Genomic DNA, 25076 nt, shown 5'->3' with positions numbered 1-25076 from the left:
CATGAGCACCGTTCCCGCTTCCCTCCACACGCCCCGCCCCAGCGTCATCCAGCTGGCCATCAAGGAAAAAGCCGCTCTCTACGCCGCCTACATCTCCATCTTTGCCGAAGGCGGCATCTTCATTCCCAGCACGCGCGAATACCACCTGGGCGATGACATCTACGTGCTCATCACCCTGCCGCACGACACGCAGCGCTACCCCATCGCCGGCAAAGTGGCCTGGATCACGCCCGCGCGCTCCTCGGCCAACCGCACGCAGGGCATTGGCATCCGCTTCCCCAAAGACGACAAGGCCGCCGACCTGCGCAGCAAGATCGAAGTGGCGCTGGGCGGCGCCCTGCACTCCGACCGGCCTACACAAACGGTCTGACAGGCCGCAGCGGCTAGCCAGGCGCTCCCTCCCCCGTAGCAGGCGCGGCCTGGACGGCCTGCTGCCAAACCGTATCAAAAACGGAGCAAATTTGAAGGGGTGAAAATGCCGCTCTGCGCAGGTTCCACTAGGACCTCTTGCTATTGATATAGGAGCAATTTTCCCGAGAAGGCATGAAGGGCATGCAAGGCCTTCTGGCTGCTTTCATGCTTTGCCAGCGCGGGCGTCTGGCTTGCCGGAAAAGGCCGGTTTCAAGGGGGCGCACGAACCGGCCCAGTTCGCTTGTCTGAGCGTTTTGTTTTCTCTCGCAAGGAGAGCCGCCTGCAAGGAAGGGGTTATCGGCGGGCGCGGTTTTTTGGCGGAAAGCCCGCTTTGCTTTCCGCCTGCCGGAAGGGGAAACGCGGCTGCCGCCAAGCAAAGCCGCGCTTTGAGCAGGCGCTCAGAAGCCGGCTGTGACAGAGCCTTTGAATGCCTGGTCGATGTATTGGCGCACGGCGTTGCTGTGGTAGGCGCTGATGAGCTGCCGCACCCAGGGCTGGCTCTGGTCTTGTTCGCGCACGACGAGGATGTTCACGTAGGGGCCTTTGGGGCTTTCCTGCGCGATGGCGTCGCGCTTGGGGTCCAGCCCGGCGGAGAGGGCGAAGTTGGTGTTGATGGCGGAGGCGTCCAGGTCGTCGAGCGAGCGGGGCAGCTGGGCGGCGTCCAGTTCTACGAATTTGAGTTTTTTCGGGTTTTCAGTGATGTCAAGCGGGGTGGCTTTCAGGCCGGCATCGGGCTTGAGCTTGATGAGGCCTTTTTCTTGCAGCAGCAGGAGCGCGCGGCCGCCGTTGGTGGGGTCGTTGGGAATGCCAAAGCGCGCGCCTTCTTTCAGCTCGCCTAGCGATTTCACTTTTTTGGAATACAGGCCGATGGGGAAGGTGACGGTGTCGGCCACGCTGACGAGTTTGTAGCCACGGTCTTTGATTTGCTGCTCCAGATAGGGTTTGTGCTGGTAGCTGTTGGCGTGCAGGTCGCCGGAGGCCAGCGCGGCGTTGGGCTGCACGTAGTCGCCGAATTCGATGATTTTGATTTGCAGGCCGTCTTGGGCGGCGGCTTTTTTCACGGCTTCCATGATTTGCGCGTGCGGGCCGGCAGTGACGCCGACCTTGATTTCTTCAGCCGCCAGGGCAGGGGGCAGGCACGCGGCGGCCAGGGCCAGCAGGGCGGGCGAGAGCGCGCGCGAGAGGGCGCGCAAGAAGGTGAGTTTGGGCATGGGAGAGCTTTCTGTGGGCAGGCAAGGGGCAGCAGGGGCACAGGGCATGGCGGCGCGGTCATGCCCTGTGCGGAGAGGCGTTGGGGCCTGTTCAAGGTTTGTCCGTGGATGCGCAAGGCGCGGATTCGGGCGGTCTGCGCTTTGCCGCCCATTTCAATTCACGCTTTTGCCCCTCACGGCCAGCTTCTGGGCAGGCGCTCAGAAGCTGGGGATGACGGCGCCTTTGAATTTTTCGTCGATGTATTTGCGGATGGTGTCGTTCTGGTAGGCCTTGAGCAGCTTGGCCACCCAGGGTTTGGCTTGGTCTTCTGCGCGTACGACGAGGATGTTGGCGTAGGGGCCGTTGGGGCCTTCTTGCGTGATGGCGTCGGTTTTGGGGTTCAGGCCCGCTTCGAGCGCGAAGTTGGTGTTGATGCCGGCGGCGTCCAGGTCAGGCAGGGAGCGGGGCAGCTGGGGGGCGTCCAGCTCCACGAACTTGAGCTTTTTTGGGTTGTCCACCACGTCCAGCGGCGAGGGCGTCAGGCCCGTGCCGGGCTTGATTTTGATGAGGCCCTTTTCCTGCAAGAGCAGCAGCACGCGGCCGCCGTTGGAGGGGTCGCTGGGAATGCCAAAGCGCGCGCCTTCTTGCAGCTCGGCCAGCGATTTCACTTTTTTGGAGTAGATGCCGATCGGCTCGGTCAGCGTGGTGCCGACGATGGCGAACTTGTAGCCACGGTCTTTGATTTGCTGGTCAAGGTAAGGCTTGTGCTGCATGGAGTTCAGGTCCAGATCGCCCGCCGCCAGCGCGGCGTTGGGCTGCACGTAGTCGTTGAATTCGATCACTTGCAGGTCGATGCCTTCCTTGGCGGCCAGGGGCTTGACTTGCTCCATCACCAGCGCGTGGGAGCCGGGCGTGACGCCGACTTTGAGCTTGACGTTCTCGGCCTGGGCCGCGCCAGCGAAGGCGAAGGCGCAGGCGGCGGCCAGCAGGGTGCGGATGAAAGCGCGTTTTTGCAGCTTGATCATGGCGGGGTTTCCTTTGAAGGGCAGGGTGGAAGAAGGAGGGGAGAGACGCCAGACTCTTCAAAAAGAAGAGCAAATTCAGGGCCTTCAAAAAGGGCGTTGTCGCCCATTTTGCGGGGACGTATTGCTATGGATTAAAGAGCAAATTCAGTGCCTTCAAAACGCGGGCAGCAGTGCGCCCTTGAAGTGCTCGTTGATGAAGTCGCGCACCGGCGCGCTTTGGTAAGACTTGATGAGCGCCTGCACCCAGGGCTGGTTTTTGTCTTGCTCGCGCACGGCCAGCACGCCGGTGTAGGGCGTGTCGGCCTTTTCCAGCGCCAGCGCCTGCTTTTTCGGATCCAGCCCGGCGGGCAGGGCGTAGTTGGTGGGCACCGAGGCGGCGTCCAGGTCAGCCAGCGAGCGCGCAAGCTGCGCGGCGTCCAGCTCCACGAACTTGAACTTCTTCGGGTTTTCCACTACGTCCAGCGGCGAGGCGCGCAGGCCCGCGCCGGGCTTGAGCTTGATCAGGCCCTGCCCCTCCAGCAGCAGCAGCGTGCGGCCGCCATTGGAAGGGTCATTGGGAATGCCGATGCGCGCGCCTTCGGGCAGGTCTTTCAGGCTGGCGTGCTTTTTGGAATAAACGCCCATCGGAAAGGCCACCGTCTTGGCCACGCTCACGATCTTGTAGCCCCGGTCGGCCACTTGCTGGTCCAGATAGGGCTGGTGCTGGTAGCTGTTGGCCTGCAAGTCGCCCGAGGCCAGCGCGGCGTTGGGCTGCACGTAGTCGCTGAACTCGACGACCTGAATGTCCAGCCCTTGCGCGGCGGCCTGCTTTTTCACCTGCTCCATGATTTCGGCGTGCGGGCCGGCGGTCACGCCCACCTTGAGCGTGGTTTGGCCGCCAGCCAGCGCCAGCGGCGCGTGAGCCAGCAGCGCGGCGGTTGAAGCCGCAGCCAGCAGAGTGCGGAGAAAAGTGCGTGTTTTCATGTGTTTTCCTTTTGAATCAATGGGATGGAAAGCCAGCGCGTTATTTGTGACTGAGCTTGCGCACCGCCCAGTCGCCCAGGCTTTGCAGCAGCTGCACAAAGACGATGAGGATCACCACCACGGCCAGCATCACGTCTGGCAAAAAGCGCTGGTAGCCGTAGCGGATGCCCAGATCGCCCAGGCCGCCGCCGCCAATGGCGCCCGCCATGGCCGAATAGCCCGTCAGGCTCACCAGCATGATGGTCAGCCCCGCCACGATGCCCGGCAGCGCCTCGGGCAGCAGCACTTTGAAGACGATTTGCCGCGTGCTGGCGCCCATGGCCTGCGCGGCTTCCACCAGGCCCGAATCCACCTCGCGCAGCGCCGTCTCCACCAGCCGCGCCACAAAGGGAATGGCCGAAATGGTCAGCGGCACGATGGCCGCCGCCGTGCCAATGGACGAGCCGACGACAAAGCGCGTGAACGGAATGATGGCCACCAGCAAGATGATGAAAGGCGTGGAGCGCACCGCGTTCACGATGGCGCCCGTGACGGCATTGACCGCCCGGTTTTCCAGCACGCCGCCGCGATCCGTCAGCCGCAGAAACACGCCCAGCGGCACGCCCAGCAGCGCGCCAGCCAGGCCCGAAATGGCCACCATCAGCACCGTCTCCCACAGCGAAGTGGCAAACAGCTCCAGCATGGCAGCGGTGAAGTGTTCAAACATGGCCCGGGCCTTTCATCTCGTCGCTTGCTCTTGCCGCTTTCATTTCATCGGTCACATCCTGCACCTGCACGCCGCTGGCTGCCAGCGCGGCAGCCACCGCCTGCACGCTGCCAGCGGGGCCGCTGGCGTAAATGGCCAGCGAGCCAAAAGTCTGGCCCTGGATTTCATCCATCTGCCCGTGCAGGATGCTCACATCTACCCCGTGCTCGCGAATCAGGCGCGAAAGCACCGGCTGCTCGGCCCGCTCGCCCGCGTAAATCAGCCGCAGCAGCCTTCCTGCGTGCCCGGCGGGCAGCGCCGCATGCAGCGCGGCCATGTGCGCGCGCACGCTGGCGGGCAGCGTCTGCGGCATCACCTCGTCAATCAGGCTGCGCGTGATGGGCTGCTGCGGGCGCGTGAACACGTCCAGCACGCTGCCTTGCTCCACCACGCGGCCCGCATCCATCACTGCCACGCGGTGCGCGATTTGGCGGATGACTTGCATCTGGTGCGTGATCAGCACCACCGTCAGCCCCAGCTCGCGGTTGATTTGCTGCAGCAGCGCCAGGATGGAACGCGTGGTTTCGGGATCGAGCGCCGAAGTCGCCTCGTCCGAGAGCAGCACCTTCGGGCGGCTGGCCAGCGCGCGCGCAATGCCCACGCGCTGCTTTTGCCCGCCGCTGATCTGCGCCGGATAGCGGTCAGCCAGCGCCGAAAGCCCCACCAGCTCCAGCAGCGGCGTCACGCGCTCGCGGATTTCGCTGCGGCCCATGCCCGCCAGCTCCAGCGGCAGCGCCGCGTTGTCAAACACCGTGCGCGAAGACAGCAAATTGAAATGCTGGAACACCATGCCAATCTCACGCCGCGCCGCGCGCAGGCTGGCTGGCGGCAGCGCCATCAAATCCGTGCCCGCCACGGCCACCCGCCCCTGCGTGGGCCGGTTGAGCAAATTGATGCAGCGCACCAGCGAGCTTTTGCCCGCCCCGCTGCGCCCAATGATGCCGAACACTTCCCCAGGCTGGATGCGCAGGCTCACCCCGTGCAGCGCCCGCACGGTCTGCCCGCCGGGGCCGGGGTAATCCAGCGTGATGTCATCCAGCGCAATCATGGGCGTGCCCGCCCCATCAAAAGCGCCCGCTGGCAAGGCGGGCGCGGCAGGCTGGGCATCGCGAAAGGAATGCAAAAAAGAAAAGTCAGCGTCAGACATGGGTCATTCAACCACCAGGGCCGCGATCATGGCGCACGGCCTTGCGTTTTCAAACGAATAAAAAGTTGTGTCCATATGCACGGGCAGAACAAAAAACTCGTGACTGTACTCGCTGGCTGGCCGCCGCGCCGCGCCTGACGGCCAGCGCGTGAGCCAACGACGCGCAGGCAAACGCTGGTTCAAAGACAAGAACCGCATAACTGAAAGAACTGAAAGCTTCGCCACCAGGCATGCGAGCGGATCATTAAAAACAAAACGTTTATCAGACCGCATGCGCCATTGGAAGAAATACGCAAATTTTTCTGACGCGGCACATGGAAAGAGACTGAAACAAGACCTCTCCCAGGGCGGCGGCGCGTTTTGGGGACTGCGACTGCCTGAATACACCGGCGCGGCCCGATCCGGCATCAATGCCAATTCTTCGTCATCAGCCGGATATGCCGTTCATCATCTCCATGTCGCCCCTTATCGGATATTGGGCCTGAAAAGCGGAAATCGTTCACGCTTTTCATGAAATAAGGGCCAGCAGAAGCAAAAACCGGGTGTATAAAGCATTCCGTTGAGAGCAAATCGCAATGTTGCTGGTTGTCCACATGACGTGAAGCGGCAGAGTCTTTGGCGTGAGCAAAGCTCGTCAACCAGAACAAGTTTGCCAATATGTATATTATCTAAATAAGGAATCGGTGCATGATAGGAATGATTGCATACGCCATTCTGGGCGGATTCATCTTGATTGCCGTGATGATCAGCAACCGGCTAGTCAAGATTTTCGGTTGGTCGCTGTCACCCAATAAATTATTTCTTTTGCGCGCAGGAGTCTTTTTTGGCATATTTTTTGTATTGTTTTTTGATCGAATTATCGGCATGATTCAGTTTGAATATATATGTTATCGCAAAGCGACGGTGAAACTTGATCCCGACTGGATAAAAGTGCAACGTGCAAAATTTGAGACAAAAGAGACTAAACTCTGGGGATATCTCGTTCCAACTTCCTGCACGGACTACAAATATCAGGATATAGATAGCGGGAAAGTATTTTTTTCTTTTACACAATGCTCCAGAGGGGGGAGGTATTCTCCTCAAGAAAATATCCTTTAATGGTAGTTCTGGTGGTGCTTCCTGTGTTGCCAAAGAGGTGCCGGGTATTTTTCATGCCATTAACGTTGATGCTCTTATAGAGAAAGGAAATTCGCAATGAGCTACATTCAATCCACCTATATTAATGCATTACTTGCAGATGCGGCCTATATAGATTTGCCAATAGGCATTATTGATCGAGAATAATTGGAAAATAAAAAAGGAATTCTTTCAAATCGTATGACGCTCCAATTGTCGAAATTCATTACTGACAAATTTTGGATTGTCAATTCTTGTTGCCCTGATTCTTGTGAACGATAACAAGACGAAAGATGACTCATGGCTGGATTATTATTTTTGGGTGCGTTTGTCGTCTTTGTCAGGATTTTGATCGCGCTGAGTAAATGACTGACTTGCCGATTGAAATGGTCGCCCGCTGCGGTGTTTTTCACGCGTTTGGTTATTGTAATTGGCGCTTTTCCGCTGATGCTGGCGGATGAGATTATTGGGGCTATTCAATATGAGTATCTATGCAAAAGATATGGTATTTCGAGCGCTGACTTATCAAAGGCAAAAGGAAAAAAGTAATAATAAACTGGACTGAAGGCGGGCTTGTGCCACATACCGCGCTTCCGATAGAAGAAGACTTCATATCATTGACCGATGCGCAAACAAAAGAGACTTTGGCCACTTTTCGCGCATATGGAACTTCCGGAGGAGGATGGCTCACCCCATATACCTGGGTCGGCATAAATGGCGGCAGTCCAATGTTTGTCCATTCGAAATGTTTTTATTATTAAGGAGAATACGCCAACAATCAGATTTCCATCGTAGAGTGAAAGGCTCATCATGATCTCCATCCATCGCAGCTATATCAACGCATTGCTTGCGGATGCAACTTATGCCATCAAAGAGGAAGATCGCAATGGACTTATTGGTGAGAATATGAAAACAAATAAAGGTATTAATAAACGCATGATGCCAATAATTGCCGACTACATGGGTAAACATTTTTTAGTTGTCAATAGAATTAATACAAATGACTTTCCGCTTTCAGCGGACACAGGTTTTGACGCCACAGTCTGGCGGTAAAACAGCAGAGACCGCCTGTATGGCGGCAATGGGGACGACCGTATGGAAAGCGGCGCGGGCAACGACTGGCTGGAAGGCGGGGCAGGAGAAGACACCTATGTTTTTGGCAAAACTGACACGGGTGTTGACACCATCTATGACAACGACGGCAAAGACCATCTGGAATATGAAGGCCCAAACACCGACATGATCTACAGCGGCATAGGAGACGACTGGCTATGGGGCGCCAGTGACGATGATCAATGGCAGCGGCACAACGGCCAAAGCCACCAAAGAGGCGACTGGATCAGCGGCGAAGCGGGCAGTGACCACATTTACGGCAGCAGCGCAAAAGATGTGCTCTTTGGCGGCGCGGGCAGCGATGACATCAAGGGCGGCGCAGGCGATGACCTCATCCTGGGAGATGCGCAATACAGCGTGGCAAGCCGCGTCATGGCGCTGCCCTACGCAGGCGCAGGCACGCGCAGCTACAGCTGGAATGCGGCCACGCAAGAGTTTCAGCAGGCCCGCACAGACGGCGCCTACGCCATGAACCCCGTTGTGGTCCCCAATGGCCGCATCCATGAATGGGACTGGCAAGCCGAGCCGCACGGAACGGGTTACCGCTTCACCCTGGGCGCGGGCATCAGCTTCATGCAGCAGCAGCGCGTAGCCGAAGGCGGAGCCGACGACATCCTGGACGGCGGCGCAGGCCACGACTGGATCGCCGGACAGGCGGGCAACGACATCCTCTACGGAGGCGAAGGCGACGACACCCTCTACGGAGACGACGCGCAAGACATGCCTGCCCACGCGGCCAGCGGAGACGACCAGCTTTATGCCGGCGCGGGCCATGACAGGCTCTATGGCGGCGCAGGCCACGACAGCCTGGACGCCAGCGACGACGACGGCCAGCAAGACCAGCTCTACGGAGAAGACGGCGATGACACCCTCATTGGCGGCAGCGGCCATGACGAGCTGCACGGCGGCGCAGGAGACGACCGGCTGGCCGCAGGCAGCGACGGCAGCTGGCTGGACGGCGGAGCGGGAGACGACACCTTTGCAGGCGGAGCGGGAGACGACCGCCTCACCGACGAAAGCGGAAACGACACCTACCACCTCAGCGCAGGCAATGACACCATCACCGACCAAAGCGGCCAGGACACCTACCACCTCTACAGCGGCATGCTGCAACAAGGCGGCAGCACCGTCATTGCCGACAAAGACGGCCAAGGCAGCCTCCTGTTTGACGGCACGGCCCTCACGCGAGAAAGCGTAAAGGCCACAGGCAAAGACCAATGGCAAAGCAGCGACGGCAAAGCCCGCCTCACGCGGCAAGGGGCGGACCTGGTCATACGTGCAAGCGCGGGAGGACAAGGCAGCGCGGGCCACGTACTCGTGCGCGACTTCTTCCGGGGCAGCAGTGCGTTCTTGGGACTGCAACTGCCTGAATACACACCGGCGCAGCCCGATCCGAAACCGAACCCCGATCCGAAACCGAACCCCGATCCGAAGCCGAACCCCGATCCGAAGCCGAATCCTGATCCGAAGCCGAATCCTGATCCGAAGCCGAATCCTGATCCGCAACCTGTGCCCAATCCCGATCCGACGCCGACACCGGCACCAACGCCGACACCGGCACCAACGCCGACACCGGCACCAACGCCGACACCGGCACCAACGCCGACACCGACACCAACACCAACACCGACACCAACACCAACACCGACACCAACACCGACACCGACACCGACACCGACACCAACACCAACACCAACACCAACACCAACACCAACGCCTGGCCTTGTGCTCGACGCCCAAGGCAACCCCGTGCCGCAGCCTGAACCCGCAACGCCCACCCTGACTGGCGGCGCAGGCGCAGACCATCTACACGGCAGCGCGGGTGACGACATCGCCAGCGGCGGCCAAGGCGCAGACTGGCTCTACGGAGCGGAAGGCGACGACCAGCTTCATGGCGGCGCGGATGAAGACCACCTCTACGGCGAAGGCGGCAACGACCGCATCTTCGGCGGCCAAGGCGGCGACTGGCTCTACGGCGGCCAGGGCCAAGACACCCTCAGCGGCGAAGCCGGAGACGACCACCTCTACGGCGAAGGCGGCGACGACTGGCTCTACGGGGGAGAAGGCAACGACGAAATCCACGGCGGCCTGGGCGACGACCGCCTCTGGGGCGGCACAGGCAACGACTTCCTTGCCGGCCACCAGGGCGACGACCATCTCATTGGCGGCGCAGGCAGCGACACCTACATCTGGGGCCGCGCCCAAGGCAGCGACACCATCGAAGAAGACAGCAGCGCTGCCACAGCCCAGGACATCGACACCGTGCGCCTGCAGCACATCGCCTCCACAGCCAACTGGAAGCTCACCCGCCAGGGCCAGGACCTCATCCTCGGCTTTGAAGGCCAAACCCTCACCCTGCGCGGCCAGCTGGCCGCAGGCGGCCACGCCATCGAACAAGTGCGCTTTGCCGACGGCGTCACCCTCAGCGCCGCGCAACTGGCGCAGCGGCTGGAACAAAGCGAACGGCAAAACCGCAAAAACGGCAGCCTGACAGCGGCGAGACAGGCAGCGGCGCCAGACGTCCTCATCCGCAGCGCCAGCGCCGCGCCCGCCATCCGCCCCGGCATCATCGAACCAGGCCAAACCCCGCAGCAGGCCAGCAGCCCGTTCGGCCAGGAAGGCGCGCTTATTCACAACCACAAAGGGCCGTGGGTTGAAGGTGAACTCATCCACAACCACAAAGGACCGTGGGCCGAAGCCGACGCCTTGGTGCAGGCCATGAGCGAATTTGGGCAGCAAGCCCAAGACACGCCCTTGGCCGCCGCGCCCAGCCTCATGCGTTCCGCCGCGCCCGCCACGGGCTTTGTCGAAGGCGCGTTTATTCACAACCACAAAGGGCCGTGGGCTGAAGATGAATTCATCCATAACCACAAAGGGCCGTGGGCTGAAGATGAACTCATCCACAACCACAAAGGGCCGTGGGCTGAAGATGAACTCATCCACAACCACAAAGGGCCGTGGGCTGAAGGTGAACTCATCCACAACCACAAAGGGCCGTGGGTTGAAGATGAACTCATCCACAGTCACAAAGGGCCGTGGGCTGAAGCCGACGCGCTGGCGCAGGCCATGAGCGAGTTTGGGCAAGAAGGCGGGCAGCAGGCCGAGGGCGCGCCGCAGCCAGCGGCCTACGTGCCGTCCGCATGGGCGCGGCGCATGCTCATGGCGGAAGACTTCAGCGCCACAGCCCAAGCCCAGCGCCTGGCAGGCGCGCTGGCCAGCTTTGCGCCGCCGGCGGCAGCCAGCGCGCAAACCGGCCCGGCCAGCCTTGAAGCGCAGCCCGGCGGTTTCCGGCCCCTGCTGGCGGCTAGCGCGTGAAGCCGGGGGCAGGCCGAAGCGGCGGGCAAGCCCTGCCTGCGGCCTGCCCATTGACCCAAAAACAGGAGCGAAATTGACCCCTGTCAAAATGCCATCAGCGCCCATTCCACGGGGATATTATGCTATTGATTCGATAGCTGAAATGAGGCTTCTTGCACGCCATGCCGTGCCGCGTGCAGAGGGCGCTGGCACGCCTGTGCGCCGCGCCGGGCCGGTACGCGCCGGGCAGGCAATCTGAAACGCGCCATGCAACCCACAGCCTGCACGGCCCCTCAGGCCCCTTCAGCCCCTCCGGCTTCTTCGGCTTCTTCGGCTTCTTCGGCGGATGCTTGCGCGCCGCCGCCTGATTCGGGCTTGCTGGCGCTGCTCGTCATGGCGCAGTTTCATGGGCTGCCTGCCGATGAGGCCAGGTTGCGGCATGAATATGGCGGCGCGGCGTTCGATGTCACCATGCTGCTGCACGCGGCCAAGAGCCTGGGCTTTGCCGCCAAGGCGGTGCGCCAGCCGCCGCAGCGCTTGCACAAGGCGCCGCTGCCTTGCATTGCGAGCGACAAGGAGGGGCGCTTTTTCATCCTGGCGAAGGTGGATGCGGGCGGGCGGCAGGAATCGCAGCAGGAGCCGCAGCAGTGGCGCTTTCTCATCCAGCGCCCGGGCGAGGCACCGCAGGCGCTGGAGCATGCCGCTTTCATGGGACTGTGGAGCGGGGAGCTGGTGTTTCTGACGAGCCGGGCCAGTTATGCGGGCGAGCTGGCGCGCTTTGATTTCACATGGTTCATTCCCGCAGTCATCAAGTACCGGCGGCTGCTGGGAGAGGTGCTGCTGGTGTCTTTCGTGCTGCAACTCATTGGGCTGGTCACGCCCATGTTTTTTCAGGTGGTGATGGACAAGGTGCTGGTCAATCACGCCATGCAGACGCTGAATGTGATTGCCGCCGGGCTGCTGGCGGCCACGGTGTTCGAGGCGCTGCTCACGGGCATACGCACCTATGTTTTTGCGCACACGAGCAGCAAGATTGATGTGGAGCTGGGCGCGCGGCTGTTCAGGCACCTGATGGCGCTGCCGCTGGGCTACTTTCAGGCGCGGCGCGTGGGCGATTCGGTGGCGCGCATCCGGGAGCTGGAGAGCATTCGCAGTTTTCTCACTGGCAATGCGATGACGCTGGCGCTTGATTTGGTGTTTTCGGTGGTGTTCGTGGCGGTGATGCTTTTCTATAGCCAGGAGCTGACGCTGATCGTGGCCGCTTCCATTCCGGTGTATGTGCTGTTGTCGCTGCTGTTTACGCCGGTGCTGCGGGCGCGGCTGAACGAGAAGTTCAACCGGGGCGCGGAAAACCAGTCTTTTCTGGTGGAGACGATCAGCGGCATCGATACCGTCAAGGCCATGGCCGTGGAGCCGCGCTGGCAGCAGAAGTGGGATAGGCAGCTGGCCGGTTATGTGGCGGCGGGGCTGTCGGCCACGAATGTGTCCACGGTGGCGGGCAATGCGGTGATGCTGGTGAGCAAGCTGGTGACGCTGGGCATCATGTGGCTGGGTGCGTCGCTGGTGATTGAGAACCGGCTGACGGTGGGGGAGCTGATTGCCTTCAACATGCTGGCCGGACAGGTGTCTGGCCCCATTTTGCGCATGGCGCAGTTGTGGAACGACTTTCAGCAGGTGGGCATTTCCATGAGCCGTCTGGGCGACATTCTGAACGCGCGCACCGAAATTGAAGGCGGCAAGACGCGCCTGCCCCGGCTGGCGGGCGCGATCGAGTTCGATCAGGTGTCTTTCCGCTACCGGCCTGACGCGCCGGATGTCATCCGCAGCCTGCAACTGCGCATTGCGCCGGGGGAGGTGATTGGCATCGTGGGGCGCTCCGGCTCCGGCAAGAGCACGCTCACCCGGCTGGTGCAGCGCCTTTACGTGCCCGACCGGGGGCGCGTGCTGATTGACGGGCAGGACATCGCCATCGTCGATACCGCCAGCCTGCGCCGCCAGATTGGCGTGGTGTTGCAGGAAAACGTGCTGTTTGGCCGCTCGGTGCGCGACAACATTGCGCTGGTCAATCCGGCCACGCCCATCGAGGCCATCATGCAAGCAGCCCGGCTGGCCGGCGCGCACGATTTCATTTGCGAGTTGCCCGAGGGTTACGACACGCTGGTGGGCGAGCACGGCGCGGGCCTGTCGGGCGGGCAGCGCCAGCGCATCGCCATTGCCCGCGCACTGCTGGGCGACCCGCGCATTCTCATTTTTGACGAGGCCACCAGCGCGCTGGATTACGAGTCGGAAAAGATCATTCAGGACAACATGCGGCGCATCTGCCAGGGGCGCACGGTGCTCATCATTGCCCACCGCCTCTCGGCCGTGCGCGATGCCGACCGCATCATCGTGCTGGAGCGCGGCCAGATTGCCGAAGAAGGCCGCCACGCCGCGCTGCTGGCAGCGAAGAAGGCGGCGCAGACAGTGCAGACGGCATCGGCCTTTCCGCTGACGCCGATGCTGATGACCAAACCGCAGCGCCCGAAGCAGGCGCGCCCGCCGCGCATGACCCGGACCAGCCGGCTGACTTGGGCCATGCATCTTCCCCGGCCTTGCCGCCCCTGCCAAACTGGCTGGAACAGGCCCGCCAGCGCCACCCCGCCATTCTTGCCGCGCGGGCGCAGTGGCAAGCCGCACAAGAAGCTTTGCGCGCCGCGCAATCCGAAGGGCTGCCCACGCTGGATCTGAACCTGGCCCACTACCGCAATGGCCGCCCCAACAACGCCATCACCGCCAGCCGCACGCATGAAAACGTGCTGGGCCTGAGCCTGACCGTGCCCCTGTTCGACGGCTTTGCCAGCACCTACAAAGTCCGCGCCGCCCAGGCGCAGGTCGAGCAGAAATACATCGAATACCAGGCGGCCCAGGAGCAAACCCTGCAAACCCTGGCGCAACTGCATACCCAGACCCGCTCCGCCTGGCAAAACCTGCGCCTGGCCAGGCAGCTGTGGCGGCTGTCCATGCAAGCCGCCCAGTCCACGCACCGCCAGTACGCCGCAGGCGCCGCCGATATCACCCAGCTCAACCAGAGCCTGACCCAGCTCCAGCAAGCCCAGCTTGATCTGTCCCAGACCCTGACCGAATGGAACCGCGCCCGCCTGAGCTTGTGGCTGCAAGAGGCGGCCATTCACTGAAGAGCCGGTTCAAGATCCGTCTATCGTTTGTGCCTTGCAGCTCATTCCAATTTCGCACTTTCGCCCCTCGCAGGCAGATCATGAGCAGGTTCTGGGGCGCACTGGAATCCGGGCCGTTTCTGCGTCTTTGAGCAGATTCTCAATCCGCGCTTTTTTCGTGCAGCAGTGCGAGCGCGTTGGCCGCCATGGCGTCAGCGCCGATGCCGCAGGTTTGATACAGGCGCAGGCGGCCTTGCGGGTCATACATGTAGCTGGCGGCGGTGTGATCGAGCGTGTAGCTGTTTTCAATGGGGCCGGGCGTCTGGCGGTAAAAAATCTTGAATTCGCGCGCCAGCGCGGCCAGCTCCTGGGGGCTGCGCGGGGTCAGGGCGATGAAGCTCTCGTCAAAGCTGGCCACGTAGGCTTTGAGCACTTCGGGCGTGTCGCGCGCGGGGTCCAGCGTGATGAAGATGCCTTGCAGCCGGCCGGCTTCGGCGCCCAGTTTTTGGCGCGCCTGCGCCAGCTCCAGCAGCGTGGTGGGGCACACGTCGGGGCACTGGGTGTAGCCGAAGAAAACCACCACGACTTTGCCTTTGAAATCGGCCAGGCTGCGCGGCTGGCCATCGGCGTCGATCAGGTGAAAGTCGCGGGCATAGGGCGCGTCATGCAGCGCCTGGCCGCGCAAGGCGGGGCGGGCGGCGTCTTGCGGCGAGCAGGCGGGCAGCGCCAGGGCGCAGGCCGTCAGCAAGGCGGCGGAAAAGACGGCAGGAAAAGCGGCAGAAAAAGCAGCAGAAAAGGCGGCAGGGAAGCGGTCAGGCATGGCAGGCGGCTTTCATTCACTCAGCGCGGCTTTCGGGCGGCAGGCTGTGCGGGCGCGGCTGGCGCAGGGCCTGGCGCATGTCATCCAGGCCGATCACGGTTTCAGCCGACACGGTCGCGCGCGGCGCGGGCTTGAGCGCGTGGCCGTAAATCAGCTCGAATTCCAGGGGAATCGCGCCGCTTTCCGTGTTGTTGCCGCACCTTGGCTGCGTTTTCCTATGGCTGCCCCTAGGACGGGATGCCGTCCCAGCGCAGCCTGAACTGCGCCCAGCGCCTGCGCCGCGTGCGAAGCGCCTTTGTACCCAATCCCGCGCGCCTGCCCGCCCTGCAAGGCCGCTGTGTGCTGTTGATTGATGACGTGATGACCGCCACCGAGGCCCTGTTGCGGGCGGACGCCGTGTATATGTCAGCACCGCCGTATTGGCCCGCGCACGCCGCCGCTTTGAGGGCTTGTTCTCAATCAGCTCAGAAGCCTGACCGTGCGCCGAACGCAAGCGATCTTCAAGCGACAGTGACCTCGTAGTCCTTGCTCTATCTTCTCGATTGACTCAGCCAGGCAGAGGTCCTCTCCACAATCCAGCGCTTGGGCAGCGTCTTAAAACTATGCCGTTCACTGCGCTTGATCACCTGCGTGTTCCAGCCAGACTTTTAAACCCTCGCCAACAAAGGAAATGGCCTCGAGAACGTTTGCGAGGCCAGGCCCGGAAACCGCGCCAACACTGGGGGAACGGGCAAAAAAAATCCCAACCGATAAGGGGTGGGATTTTGGGTATTGGTGGAGCTGGGGGGATTTGAACCCCCGTCCGCAAATCTTCCTCGCGCAGATCTACATGTTTAGCGTGCTGTTTTGTATCTCACCCTGCAAGCCGCGCAGACGCACGCTGATGGCAGGGCCAGCGCCCTTGTTTCTCGCCTGCGCCCAAGGCGCCCGGAAGCAGGCCAGCCGGTGAAGATTCCCTCGCAGCCGGGACGGCTTCAAGCCGCCCTTGCCCAGCCCATCGGCATGCTGTTGCGAGGCTCGCCGCAATCAGGCAGCGAGTGCGAAACGTTCGTCGTTTGCAGTTACTTTGTTTCAGCTGTTTTACGAGGTGACTGAACCTCGACATGCACCGCTGCGATTCCAACCCACGTCGAAACCAATGCAGCCCCAAAGGCTATAAATTTTATTGCAGTCCGCATGTCACGGCAAGCTCGCGCCCTATCGTTCTGTTTCTGCGGGGCATACCGGGGCGGCTACGATTGGGTGCATGAATAACGCAAAGCAAAACGACAAGTGCATGCCGCACCGCCTGGCGCTGGCTTATGTGTGCGTGTGTGCAGCTTGGTTGGCGGCAGGGTGCGGCACGCCACAACTGGCGCCGCCGGTCCAGATGGAGCCGGCGCCTGCAGCCACACACGAAGCGCAGCCAGATCGCCAGCCTGAAGTCGTGGCTTTGCACGCGGTGCTGTCGGGCGACGGTGCCGGGCGGGGAGAGCTGGTAGCAGTATTCAACCGTGAAACGAACCTGCTGCGCTGGAAATTGCGTTTTGGCAATCTGGCCTCGCCGGTCACGAGCGCGGGTTTCTATGTGCGCGGGGCTGATGGCAGCGATGTGAATGTGCTGCCCGCAGGCCGCAAGGTCGTTAGTCCGCATGAGGGGCGCGCTGTCTTGACGCAGTCTCAGCGCGATGGCCTGCTGGCCGGGCAGTGGCAGTTCCGGCTGAATACGCGCCAGGCCCCGCAAGGCGCGCTGGCCGGAGCGCTGGTACAAGCGCACTGAAGATACGCTGCACGCTGCTTCCCATCCGCTGACCTGTCTGAAGCGCCTCGCCGCCTGCTCTTTCTATATCTCTCACCAATTCATAAATAAGCCCGCGTTTCGCCATGTTGTCTGAAACCCATTCGTTGCTGGGCCGCCTGGCACGCTGGCTGCGCGCGCTGGGGCAGAATTTTCTGCTGTGGAGCAGGGGTTGGTGGCAAGTGCTGTTTACAGGAGCGCAGCTGGTGGTGCTGGCGTTTTCGCCATCGTCCTACCACGGGCAGGGCGGCGGCGCGGTGCTGCGGCACATTTACGCGGCGGCAGGGCCGGGGCTGGCAGGCTTTACCACGCTGATGGCGCTGTTTAATGTGGTGCTTATCCGCATTGTGGTTGTGACAGCCTTTGCCTACGGCCTGTCGCAATACGCGCTGAACATGGTGGTGCGCGTGCTGGTGCTGGAGCTGGTGCCGTTGGTAGCAGCGTTGTTCGTGGCCATCAATTACAGCGTTCCGGGCGGCTCTGAGCTTTACAAGCTGCGCAAGAGCGGCGCGCTGGAAAGCATGCGCCGCCGGGGCGTATCTCCGCTGGAGCGTGAAGTGCTGCCGCGCGTGCTGGCAGGCATGTTCGCGGTGATCATGCTGGCAGCGGTGAGCTGCACCATCTCGCTGATCCTGACGTATCTGGCCGTGCACGGCTTCACGCTGGCGGGCATTCCTTCCTACAACCGGGCCGTGGGGCACATTTTCACGCCCGTGGTGCTGATGATTTTTGTGCTCAAAACCGGCCTTTTCGCCTTTGCCGTGGCCCTGCTGCCCGTTGGCAACGCCCTGCGCGACATTCCACGCCGCGCGCGCGCCAGCGTGGAGCTGCAGGGGCTGGTGCAAATGTGCGCGCTGATGCTGCTGATTGAAATTGCCTCCCTCGTTGGCAATTACTACTGACGACATGACCGACCTGCCTCCCACCGAAGACGCCAGCGCCGCCGCCCTGCCCATCATCGACGCGGGCAGCGCCAATGACGACGCCCCCACGGCCGCCCAGGCCCGCGCCGAGCGCCGCCTGCAAGTGCGCGCTGCCCTGCTGCTGATTGCCACGGCCGCGCTGCTCGTGTGCTCCGGCCTGTACCTGATGTGGATACGCGGCGCGTTCGAAGAAACGCAGCGCCTCATCCTCCTGTCGGATGACGCCGAAGGCGTGCAAGTCGGCATGGACATGACCTTCGCCGGCTTTCCCATTGGCCGCGTGCGCAGCTTTGGCCTGGGCGAAGACGCGCGCGTGCGCATCGTGGTTGACGTGCCTGTCAAAGACATCAAATGGCTGCGCGCCTCCAGCGTCTTTACCCTGGAGCGCGGCCTGGTCGGCGGCGCTCGCCTGCGCGCCTTCACCGGCATGCTGGAAGACAAACCCTTGCCGCCTGATGCTGAACGCGAAGTCCTCAGCGGCGACGTCTCTGCCGAAATCCCCGCCATGGTGGCCGACGCGCGCGATGTGCTCGGCAACATCAAGCGCATGACCGACGAAAACTCCGAATTGAACAACGCCGTCATGCAGCTGCGCCGCTTCGCCCAGCGCGTCAATGGCGTCAAAACCGGCCTCATCGGCGCCCTCACTGGCGACGACATGGACGCCAAGCGCGCCAGCGACCTGCTCTCCACCAGCCAGCAGCTCATCAAGCGCCTGTCTGAGCTGACCCTGCACGTGGATGCCGCCGTGCAAAAAGCCGACCAGCAAGTGCTCGGCAAAGACGGCCTCGTGGCGGGCGCCCGCGTGAGCGTGAGCGAACTCAATGCCTTGCTCGCCAGCACCCGCCAGGCACTGGAAAAAGCCGACGCCATCCTGAAAGACGCCCAGGCCATTGCTGGCAACGCGCGCGAAGCCAGCGCCGACCTTGGCAGCCTGCGCGCCGACGTGGAATCCAGCCTGCAACAGGTGGACGGCCTCATCACCGAACTCAACCGCAAATGGCCCTTCGCTCCCAAGGCGCAGGAAATCAGGCTGCCCTGAAAATTCCCAACCGCTCTTCAGCTGCGCTCAACCGTCCAGTTTTTTGGGCTTCACCTTGAAGGCGTGGAATTCGCTTTTCTTGGTCTTTTGTACGTTTGCGTGTTTGTTTGGCAAATGTCTGGCCCGCGTAGCAGCCATCGACAGCAGGCTTTGCCGTAGGCCCGGCTGCTCTTGCACGCTTCAGTTTTTTCAGGCCGCGCCAAGCTGATTTTTCGAACTGATGCCTTGTGCATTGGCTTCAGTCCGGGGAGCCCTTGAACGGGCTATCAGGCCGCTAGGGCGCTGGCCGCCGCCTGGCGGCTGACTTGCGAGGGCATGACTCCGTGCACGCGGCGGAAGGCTTGCGAGAATTTGTCGGCGCGGCTGTAGCCGCAGGCATGGGCGGCCTGCTGGAGTGTGGCCTGGCCTGATTCGAGCAGGCGCAGCGCGTGGCCCATGCGCAGCGCGCGCAGGTAGGCGGCGATGGTCTGGCCTGTGCGCTGGCGGAACATCTCTTTCAGGTAGCACTCGTTGATGCCCGCGCGGCGCGCCAGCCGGGCAATTGTCAGCGGCTCGCTCCACTCGGCATGCAGGATGTGCAGGGCCTCGTCCACGGCGCGCTGCCAGTGGCGGGGGGCGCGGGCGGCGGCAGGCGCGGGCGCTGCGCCGTCAGCCGCCAGCAGCTTGTGCAGCAGCCCCAGGGCGAGCGATTCCAGCTCCAGCCGCGCCAGCAGCCCCGGCGCGCGGCCCAGCGCCAGCAGGCGGCGGCCTGCGGCCAGCCATTGGCTGGCAACGCTGTCGCAGGGGCGCAGCAGCGTGCAGCCGCCCGCAGGCCCCAGATGCGCCAGCGGCAGCCCTTCGGCTTGCAAGGCGGCCACAAGGCGGCGCGGCGCGTCCAGCGCCACGGAGGCCAGCGGAACGCGCGCGGCCAGTTCGGTGCGCAGCTCGCCCGGGTGGCCGTTGCGCACGATGACATCGCCCGCCCGCGCCTCGAAAACGCGGCCGCGCCCGTCCGCCACGCATTGGCCGCCTTGCAGCATCAGCATCAGGCGCAGGCTGTCGCTGCCGCAATCAAAGCGCTGCCGAACGCCTTGCGCCAGCTGGCATTGCAAGCGCCCTAGCACCAGGCCATTGCCGAATTCGTGCATTTGCGCCCATCCCCGCCCCATGCCGGGCCGCAGGCAGAAGCTGCGCTGCGCCGCCAGGCTGCTGGCGGCCGCTTCATCAGGCGGAAGTTCAGGCCCTTCGGCGGGCCGCCAGGGGGCATTCATGGCAAACGGACTGGCTGGAGCAAAAGCGTCAATTGTAGGAATGCGGTTGCGAGGCAATCGCGTTTCCGGGCTGTTGCGGGCTGACCCGCTCCATCCTGATGCAGGTGGATTTGAGGCCGCGCTTTCTGTGAACAGGCAAGTCCCCATTTCTTCTCTTGGCGGCCCGCCAGCTTCGCCTGCGCGGCAAGGCATGCAGGAATCCATGCGCGGGTGTTCGTCAGCAGCGCTTGCCAAAGCGGCCTGGGCTGCGCGCTGGCTGACTGGGTGTCTGTTCATGACTGGAGCGGGGGCAGTTCTGGCAAGGCGTATATATTCGCTCCTGATTCCATAGCGATAGGTCCTAGTGAAATGGGCGCAAGAGGCATTTTCAGGGGCTTGAATTTGCTCCTGTTTTGATGTTGCCGGGCGTTCTTTGACGCCTGCCTGCGTTCCAGCCGCGAAGGGCGGGAGGCGCCGCCTGGCCGGAGCACTTCGTCTTGCGGCCAGGCTCTGAACCGGCTCGGGGCGCCAAGTGCATCTGCTCTGGCGCGCTCTAATGTGAAAGCAAAGGGCGTGGATTGACCCGGCTCAATAAAATGCCTCCGGCTTGCCTGCCCAGGCAGCTTTTTTCAACCTGAACGAAAGCCCCCAACCATGAGCTACACCCTGCCTCCCCTGCCCTATGCCTACGATGCGCTGGAGCCGCATATTGACGCGCGGACGATGGAGATTCACCACACCAAGCACCATCAGACCTACATCAACAACCTGATTGCCGCCGTCAAGGGCACGCCGTTTGACGGCCAGCCTGCCGAGCTGCTGATTGCCCAGCTGGACAAGCTGCCCGAAGGCATTCGCACCGCCGTGCGCAACAACGGCGGCGGTCATGCCAATCACAGCCTGTTCTGGGCGGTGATGGCGCCGGTGAGCCAGGGCGGCGGCGGCCAGCCCGCAGGCGGCGTGGCGCAGGCCATTGAGCGCGATTTGGGCGGCTTTGAGGCTTTCAAGGAGGCTTTCACCAAGGCGGCGCTGACGCGCTTTGGCAGCGGCTGGGCCTGGCTGTCGGCTGACAAAAGCGGCAAGCTGCTGGTGGAAAGCAGCGCCAACCAGGACAGCCCGCTGATGGCTGGCATCGCCTCCGGCAACACGCCCGTTCTGGGGCTGGATGTATGGGAGCATGCCTACTACCTGAAGTACCAGAACCGCCGCCCGGAATACATTGCCGCGTTTTTCAACGTGATCAACTGGGCCGAGGTGGAGCGCCGCTACCAGCAGGTCAAATCAGCCTGACTGCACATGAAAAAAAGCCCGCGTCTGCGGGCTTTTTTATGCGCGCAACAGGCCGCTTCTACTTGCCGGGCTGGTAGCCCGCGAGCTTGGCCGTGTCGTGAATGTGGATGTCGCGCCGCTCCACCGTGATCAGCTTGGCCGCTTCCAGCTCGTGCAGCACGCGCGAAAAATATTCGGGCGTGAGCGACAGGCGCGAGGCGATGGTGGATTTGCTCACGGGCAGTGAAACGGTGATGGACTGCGGCACGGCGCTGCCGCCCCCGTCCATCAGTCCGCCCAGCAAATAGCTGATAACGCGCTGCACGCCGCTGTGCAACGCGTAGCCTTCCACGTCTTTGATGAGGCCGTGAAGGCGGCGCGAGATGCCCGCCAGCATGTGCAGCGCAAAGCGGCTGTCGGCTTCGATTTCGCGCAGCACGGCGTTTTTCTCCACTGTGAGCAGCAGCGTCTCGGTCAGCGTCTGCGCGTTCACCAGATGGGGCACGCCCATGAACATGATGGCTTCGGCAAACGAGTGGCCGGGGCCGCAAAGCTCGATGACTTTTTCCACGCCCGCAGGCGAGATGAGGTAGAGCTTGATCTGCCCCAGCACGACGATGTGAAAGGCCTGGCACATCTCGCCCGTGCGAAACAGCACCTTGCCGCGCTCGATGCGCTCAAGCACGCAGCCGCGCGCCACGCGCTGCAACTCTTCCGGCTGCATGTTCGAAAACATGGGCTGGGTGGCCAGATAACGGGGGATGTTGAATTTCGCAATATCCACGGCGAACTCGGTAAAACCAATTTGGCGCGCCAAGGCGGCGCAAACGCGTTCTCTTCAGAGCCTGTTCAGAGTCTGGGCGCAAGGGGCAAAAGTGCGAAACCGGCAAGGGCTGCAAGGCGCCAACCGCAGAGGGCCTTGTGGCTCATCAGGGATTTGCAGCGCCGCAAAGCGACTTGAAGCCGCGCCTTTCATACCCACGGACAGACTTTGAACAGGTTCACAGTGTGCGCAAACGCGCGGCTGACACGATTGCATACAGTTGGGCCAAGTGTAGAGCGGCTGCGAGTCTTTCGCGATGGCGCGCCGCCTGGCCCGGCGCTGCCTTCAGTGCGCTTCTTCCCAGTTGCCGCCTGCGCCTATTTCGGCCAGCAGGGGCACTTTCAGTTCGGCCACGCCGGCCATGAGGCGGGGCACTTGCTCGCGCGCCCAGGCGGCTTCGGCTTCGGGCACTTCCAGCACGAGTTCGTCGTGCACTTGCATGACGATGGCGCTTTGGCGGCCCGCCAGTGCGGCTTGCACGGCGATCATGGCTTTTTTGATGAGGTCGGCGGCGGTGCCTTGCATGGGGGCGTTGATGGCCTGGCGCTCGGCGGCGGCGCGCCGGGGGCCGCTGGCGGCGTTGATGTCGGGCAGATACAGGCGCCGCCCGAAGAGGGTTTGCACGTAGCGGCGCTGGCGGGCGCTTTGCACGGTTTCGTCCATGTAGCGGCGCACGCCGGGATAGCGCTCGAAGTAGCGGTCTATCCACTGTTTGGCGGCGCTGGGGGCGATGCCCAGGCTTTTGGCCAGGCCGAAGCTGCCCATGCCGTAGATGAGGCCGAAGTTGATGACTTTGGCGTAGCGGCGCTGCTCGGGCGTGACTTGTCCGGGCGGCACGCCAAAGACTTCGGCGGCGGTGGCGCGGTGCACGTCTTGCCCGGCGTTGAAGGCGGCCAGCAGGGCGGCGTCGCCCGAGAGGTGGGCCATGATGCGCAGCTCGATCTGGCTGTAGTCGGCGCTCATGATGAGGCGGCCGGGCGGGGCGATGAAGGCGCGGCGGATGCGGCGGCCTTCAGGCGTGCGGATGGGGATGTTTTGCAGGTTCGGGTCGCTGCTGGCCAGCCGGCCCGTGACGGCCACGGCCTGCGCGTAGCGCGTGTGCACGCGGCCCGTGGCGGGGTTGACCATGTGCGGCAGCTTGTCGGCGTAGGTGCTTTTGAGCTTGGCCAGGCCCCGGTGCTCCAGGATGCGGGCGGGCAGCGGGAAGTCTTCGGCCAGTTTTTCCAGCACTTCTTCGTCGGTGCTGGGTTTGCCGCCGGGGGTTTTCTTGATGACGGGCAGGCCCAGGCGCTCAAAGAAGATTTCGCCAATTTGCTTGGGGCTGCCCAGGTTGAAGGGCTGGCCTGCAAGGGCGTAGGCCTCGTTTTCCAGCTGCGTGATGCGCTGGCCCAGCGCCTGGCTTTGGCGGGCGAGTTCGGCGGCGTCAATCAGCACGCCGTGGCGCTCGGTCTGAAAGAGGGCTTCGCTGGTGTCGATTTCCAGCGCGTAGGTGGCGGCCAGGCCCGCATCGGCCTGCACGCGCGGCCACAGGGCGCGGTGCACGTCCATCGTCTGGTCGGCGTCTTCGCAGGCGTAATGCGCGGCTTTGTCCAGCGGCACTTGCGCAAAGGGGATTTGGTGCGCGCCTTTGCCGCACAAATCTTCATAGCTTGTGCCGCTGCGGCCCAGGTGGCGCTCGGCCAGGCTTTGCAGGCCGTGGGGGCGGTGCGCTTCCAGCACGTAGCTTTGCAGCATGGTGTCGTGTGCGTAGCCAGCCACGTCGATGCCGTGGTTGGCGAAAACGTGGCGGTCGTACTTGATGTTCTGGCCCAGCTTTTTGTGGCTTGCGTTTTGCAGCCAGGGTTTCAGGCGCGCCAGCACTTCGTCCAGCGGCAGCTGCGCGGGCGCGTCCGGCCCTTCGTGCGCCAGCGGAATGTAGGCGGCCTCGCCCGGCTGCACGGCCAGCGAGATGCCCACCAGCCGCGCGGCCATTTCGTCCAGCGACGTGGTTTCGGTGTCGATGGCCGTGAGTTCGGCGGCGCTGATTTTTTGCAGCCATTCGTCAAAAGCAGCCCAGTCCTGCACGGTGGCGTAGCGCACCTGGCCTTGCACGGCGGAGTGCGGCGCGGGCGGCTCGTCTGCCGCTGAAGCGCCATCCGGCACGCCATCAAACAGGCCGGGCGCAGCGGCTAAGGGGCTTTGCGCCTTGCTTTCCTTTTCCAGCGCGCGCGCCAGCGTCTTGAAGCCGTATTGCTGATAAAAGCGCGCCAGCTCCTGCGTCTGCGGCGGCTTGAGCGCCAGCGCGTCCAGCGCGGGCAGGCCGGGCGCGTGGGCCGACAAATCGCAGTCGGTGCGAATCTTCAGCAGCTGCCGCCCCGTGGGCAGCCACGCCAGCGCGCGGCGCAAGTTCTCGCCCGCCGCGCCCTTGATTTGCGCGGCATGCGCCACGATGGCGTCCAGCGAGCCGTATTCGGCCAGCCACTTGGCCGCCGTTTTGGGGCCAACCTTTTCCACGCCCGGCACGTTGTCCACGGCGTCGCCCACCAGCGTCTGGTAATCGAGCATTTGCGCGGCGCTCACGCCGAATTCGGCGCGCACGCCCGCCTCGTCGCGGCGCTTGCCGCTCATGGTGTCGATGATGACCACGCGCGGCGTGACCAGCTGCGCCAAATCCTTGTCGCCGCTGGAAATCAGTACCGGCCGCCCCTGCGCGGCCGCCGTGGCCGCCAGCGTGCCAATCACGTCATCGGCCTCAATGCCCGGCACGCACAGCACGGGCCAGCCCAGCAGGCGCGCCACCTCGTGAATCGGCTCAATCTGGCGGCGCAAGTCATCGGGCATGGGACTGCGGTTGGCCTTGTAATCGGCAAACAGCGCATCGCGAAACGTGGGGCCGGGCGCATCAAACACGCAAGCCGCGTACGTGGCCTGCGGCCAGTCCTTGCGCAAGCTGTTGAGCATGTTCACCATGCCGCGAATGGCCCCCGTCGGCTGGCTTTGCGCATCGGCCGGATCGGCCCGCAAATCAGGCATGGCATGAAAGGCGCGATACAGGTA

General features: G+C 63.0%; 21 protein-coding genes and 1 other RNA gene. 12 read left to right on the top strand and 10 right to left on the bottom strand.

Features of this window, described 5'->3' with window-relative positions; translation table 11 throughout:
* The first annotated feature begins 1 nt into the window (after position 1).
* Positions 2-370, top strand: a complete 369-nt coding sequence (locus tag C1720_RS12065; protein ID WP_102284365.1) for a PilZ domain-containing protein — start codon at positions 2-4, stop codon at positions 368-370.
* 439 nt (positions 371-809) lie between these two features.
* Here the strand turns inward: C1720_RS12065 and C1720_RS12060 are convergent, their stop codons facing one another.
* The 5 genes from C1720_RS12060 to C1720_RS12040 all read right to left on the bottom strand — a co-directional run bounded on the left by C1720_RS12060 (position 810) and on the right by C1720_RS12040 (position 5383).
* Positions 810-1622, bottom strand: coding sequence for a MetQ/NlpA family ABC transporter substrate-binding protein (locus C1720_RS12060; protein ID WP_102284364.1), 813 nt, complete (start codon positions 1620-1622; stop codon positions 810-812).
* A gap of 198 nt (positions 1623-1820) precedes the next feature.
* Positions 1821-2627 carry a MetQ/NlpA family ABC transporter substrate-binding protein gene (locus C1720_RS12055; protein ID WP_102284363.1) on the bottom strand — a complete coding sequence of 269 codons (807 nt, stop codon included), beginning with the start codon at positions 2625-2627 and terminating at the stop codon, positions 1821-1823.
* 153 nt (positions 2628-2780) lie between these two features.
* Positions 2781-3590, bottom strand: coding sequence for a MetQ/NlpA family ABC transporter substrate-binding protein (locus C1720_RS12050; RefSeq protein ID WP_050716194.1), 810 nt, complete (start codon positions 3588-3590; stop codon positions 2781-2783).
* A gap of 40 nt (positions 3591-3630) precedes the next feature.
* Complete coding sequence (locus C1720_RS12045; protein WP_050716195.1) at positions 3631-4296, bottom strand: methionine ABC transporter permease; 666 nt, start codon at positions 4294-4296, stop codon at positions 3631-3633.
* Positions 4289-5383 (bottom strand): methionine ABC transporter ATP-binding protein, encoded by a 1095-nt coding sequence (locus tag C1720_RS12040; RefSeq protein WP_102284674.1) that lies wholly within the window; start codon positions 5381-5383, stop codon positions 4289-4291. Before C1720_RS12040 ends, C1720_RS12045 begins: the two co-directional genes overlap by 8 nt.
* A 247-nt stretch (positions 5384-5630) precedes the next feature.
* Here C1720_RS12040 and C1720_RS13405 point away from each other — a divergent pair, with 247 nt between their 5' ends.
* The 7 genes from C1720_RS13405 to C1720_RS12005 all read left to right on the top strand — a co-directional run bounded on the left by C1720_RS13405 (position 5631) and on the right by C1720_RS12005 (position 14178).
* Complete coding sequence (locus C1720_RS13405) at positions 5631-5996, top strand: hypothetical protein (RefSeq protein ID WP_146007041.1); 366 nt, start codon at positions 5631-5633, stop codon at positions 5994-5996.
* A gap of 173 nt (positions 5997-6169) precedes the next feature.
* Complete coding sequence (locus C1720_RS13400) at positions 6170-6580, top strand: hypothetical protein (protein WP_146007040.1); 411 nt, start codon at positions 6170-6172, stop codon at positions 6578-6580.
* A gap of 399 nt (positions 6581-6979) precedes the next feature.
* Positions 6980-7147 carry a hypothetical protein gene (locus C1720_RS13875; RefSeq protein ID WP_158241735.1) on the top strand — a complete coding sequence of 56 codons (168 nt, stop codon included), beginning with the start codon at positions 6980-6982 and terminating at the stop codon, positions 7145-7147.
* 261 nt (positions 7148-7408) lie between these two features.
* Positions 7409-7651, top strand: a complete 243-nt coding sequence (locus C1720_RS13395; RefSeq protein WP_146007039.1) for a hypothetical protein — start codon at positions 7409-7411, stop codon at positions 7649-7651.
* Between the two features lie 15 nt (positions 7652-7666).
* Positions 7667-11026: a calcium-binding protein gene (locus C1720_RS14520; RefSeq protein ID WP_304528924.1), complete on the top strand. Its 3360-nt coding sequence runs from the start codon at positions 7667-7669 to the stop codon at positions 11024-11026.
* Positions 11027-11398: 372 nt separating this feature from the next.
* Complete coding sequence (locus tag C1720_RS12010; protein ID WP_304528921.1) at positions 11399-13732, top strand: type I secretion system permease/ATPase; 2334 nt, start codon at positions 11399-11401, stop codon at positions 13730-13732.
* On the top strand, positions 13618-14178 hold the full coding sequence (locus tag C1720_RS12005; RefSeq protein ID WP_304528923.1) for a TolC family protein: 561 nt from the start codon (positions 13618-13620) through the stop codon (positions 14176-14178). The genes C1720_RS12010 and C1720_RS12005 overlap by 115 nt, the downstream gene beginning before the upstream one ends.
* 139 nt (positions 14179-14317) lie before the next feature.
* On the opposite strand, the gene C1720_RS12000 is transcribed toward C1720_RS12005, so the two are convergent.
* Positions 14318-14977, bottom strand: a complete 660-nt coding sequence (locus tag C1720_RS12000; RefSeq protein WP_102284361.1) for an SCO family protein — start codon at positions 14975-14977, stop codon at positions 14318-14320.
* A gap of 772 nt (positions 14978-15749) precedes the next feature.
* Positions 15750-16125: a transfer-messenger RNA gene (gene ssrA, locus C1720_RS11990) on the bottom strand.
* Positions 16126-16253: 128 nt separating this feature from the next.
* Here ssrA and C1720_RS11985 point away from each other — a divergent pair.
* The 3 genes from C1720_RS11985 to C1720_RS11975 all read left to right on the top strand — a co-directional run bounded on the left by C1720_RS11985 (position 16254) and on the right by C1720_RS11975 (position 18719).
* Entirely contained in the window at positions 16254-16736 is a 483-nt protein-coding gene (locus C1720_RS11985; RefSeq protein ID WP_146007037.1) for a CHRD domain-containing protein, read from the top strand.
* A 107-nt stretch (positions 16737-16843) separates the two neighbouring features.
* Positions 16844-17656: an MlaE family ABC transporter permease gene (locus C1720_RS11980; protein WP_050716617.1), complete on the top strand. Its 813-nt coding sequence runs from the start codon at positions 16844-16846 to the stop codon at positions 17654-17656.
* Positions 17657-17660: 4 nt separating this feature from the next.
* On the top strand, positions 17661-18719 hold the full coding sequence (locus C1720_RS11975; protein ID WP_233199960.1) for an MlaD family protein: 1059 nt from the start codon (positions 17661-17663) through the stop codon (positions 18717-18719).
* A gap of 266 nt (positions 18720-18985) precedes the next feature.
* On the opposite strand, the gene C1720_RS11970 is transcribed toward C1720_RS11975, so the two are convergent.
* A complete protein-coding gene (locus tag C1720_RS11970; protein WP_158241732.1) occupies positions 18986-19969 on the bottom strand; it encodes a helix-turn-helix transcriptional regulator in 984 nt (327 codons plus the stop codon).
* Between the two features lie 633 nt (positions 19970-20602).
* Here C1720_RS11970 and C1720_RS11965 point away from each other — a divergent pair.
* On the top strand, positions 20603-21238 hold the full coding sequence (locus C1720_RS11965) for a superoxide dismutase (protein WP_050716227.1): 636 nt from the start codon (positions 20603-20605) through the stop codon (positions 21236-21238).
* A 58-nt stretch (positions 21239-21296) separates the two neighbouring features.
* On the opposite strand, the gene C1720_RS11960 is transcribed toward C1720_RS11965, so the two are convergent.
* Together C1720_RS11960 and polA are read right to left on the bottom strand one after the other, a co-directional pair.
* Positions 21297-22001: a Crp/Fnr family transcriptional regulator gene (locus C1720_RS11960; RefSeq protein ID WP_102284672.1), complete on the bottom strand. Its 705-nt coding sequence runs from the start codon at positions 21999-22001 to the stop codon at positions 21297-21299.
* A gap of 324 nt (positions 22002-22325) precedes the next feature.
* Complete coding sequence (gene polA, locus C1720_RS11955; RefSeq protein WP_439650777.1) at positions 22326-25052, bottom strand: DNA polymerase I; 2727 nt, start codon at positions 25050-25052, stop codon at positions 22326-22328.
* Positions 25053-25076 lie beyond the last annotated feature (24 nt).

Source organism: Ottowia massiliensis (assembly GCF_900240305.1).
In the GTDB taxonomy this organism is placed as follows: Bacteria; Pseudomonadota; Gammaproteobacteria; order Burkholderiales; family Burkholderiaceae_C; genus Ottowia; species Ottowia massiliensis.
The sequence above is the reverse complement of the archived record's forward strand: the minus strand, read 5'-3'. Positions and strand labels throughout refer to the sequence as shown.

What these genes read in the sequence shown, in the direction of transcription:
- C1720_RS12010 (WP_304528921.1), top strand. Translation starts at nt 11,399, where the DNA reads ATGGCGCAGTTTCATGGGCTGCCTGCCGATGAGGCCAGGTTGCGGCAT.
- polA (WP_439650777.1), bottom strand. Translation starts at nt 25,052, where the DNA reads ATGCCTGATTTGCGGGCCGATCCGGCCGATGCGCAAAGCCAGCCGACG.
- C1720_RS12060 (WP_102284364.1), bottom strand. Translation starts at nt 1,622, where the DNA reads ATGCCCAAACTCACCTTCTTGCGCGCCCTCTCGCGCGCGCTCTCGCCC.
- C1720_RS12055 (WP_102284363.1), bottom strand. Translation starts at nt 2,627, where the DNA reads ATGATCAAGCTGCAAAAACGCGCTTTCATCCGCACCCTGCTGGCCGCC.
- C1720_RS11975 (WP_233199960.1), top strand. Translation starts at nt 17,661, where the DNA reads ATGACCGACCTGCCTCCCACCGAAGACGCCAGCGCCGCCGCCCTGCCC.
- C1720_RS13400 (WP_146007040.1), top strand. Translation starts at nt 6,170, where the DNA reads ATGATAGGAATGATTGCATACGCCATTCTGGGCGGATTCATCTTGATT.
- C1720_RS12045 (WP_050716195.1), bottom strand. Translation starts at nt 4,296, where the DNA reads ATGTTTGAACACTTCACCGCTGCCATGCTGGAGCTGTTTGCCACTTCG.
- C1720_RS12065 (WP_102284365.1), top strand. Translation starts at nt 2, where the DNA reads ATGAGCACCGTTCCCGCTTCCCTCCACACGCCCCGCCCCAGCGTCATC.
- C1720_RS12000 (WP_102284361.1), bottom strand. Translation starts at nt 14,977, where the DNA reads ATGCCTGACCGCTTCCCTGCCGCCTTTTCTGCTGCTTTTTCTGCCGCT.
- C1720_RS12040 (WP_102284674.1), bottom strand. Translation starts at nt 5,383, where the DNA reads ATGATTGCGCTGGATGACATCACGCTGGATTACCCCGGCCCCGGCGGG.
- C1720_RS11965 (WP_050716227.1), top strand. Translation starts at nt 20,603, where the DNA reads ATGAGCTACACCCTGCCTCCCCTGCCCTATGCCTACGATGCGCTGGAG.
- C1720_RS13395 (WP_146007039.1), top strand. Translation starts at nt 7,409, where the DNA reads ATGATCTCCATCCATCGCAGCTATATCAACGCATTGCTTGCGGATGCA.
- C1720_RS11985 (WP_146007037.1), top strand. Translation starts at nt 16,254, where the DNA reads ATGCCGCACCGCCTGGCGCTGGCTTATGTGTGCGTGTGTGCAGCTTGG.
- C1720_RS11970 (WP_158241732.1), bottom strand. Translation starts at nt 19,969, where the DNA reads ATGAATGCCCCCTGGCGGCCCGCCGAAGGGCCTGAACTTCCGCCTGAT.
- C1720_RS12050 (WP_050716194.1), bottom strand. Translation starts at nt 3,590, where the DNA reads ATGAAAACACGCACTTTTCTCCGCACTCTGCTGGCTGCGGCTTCAACC.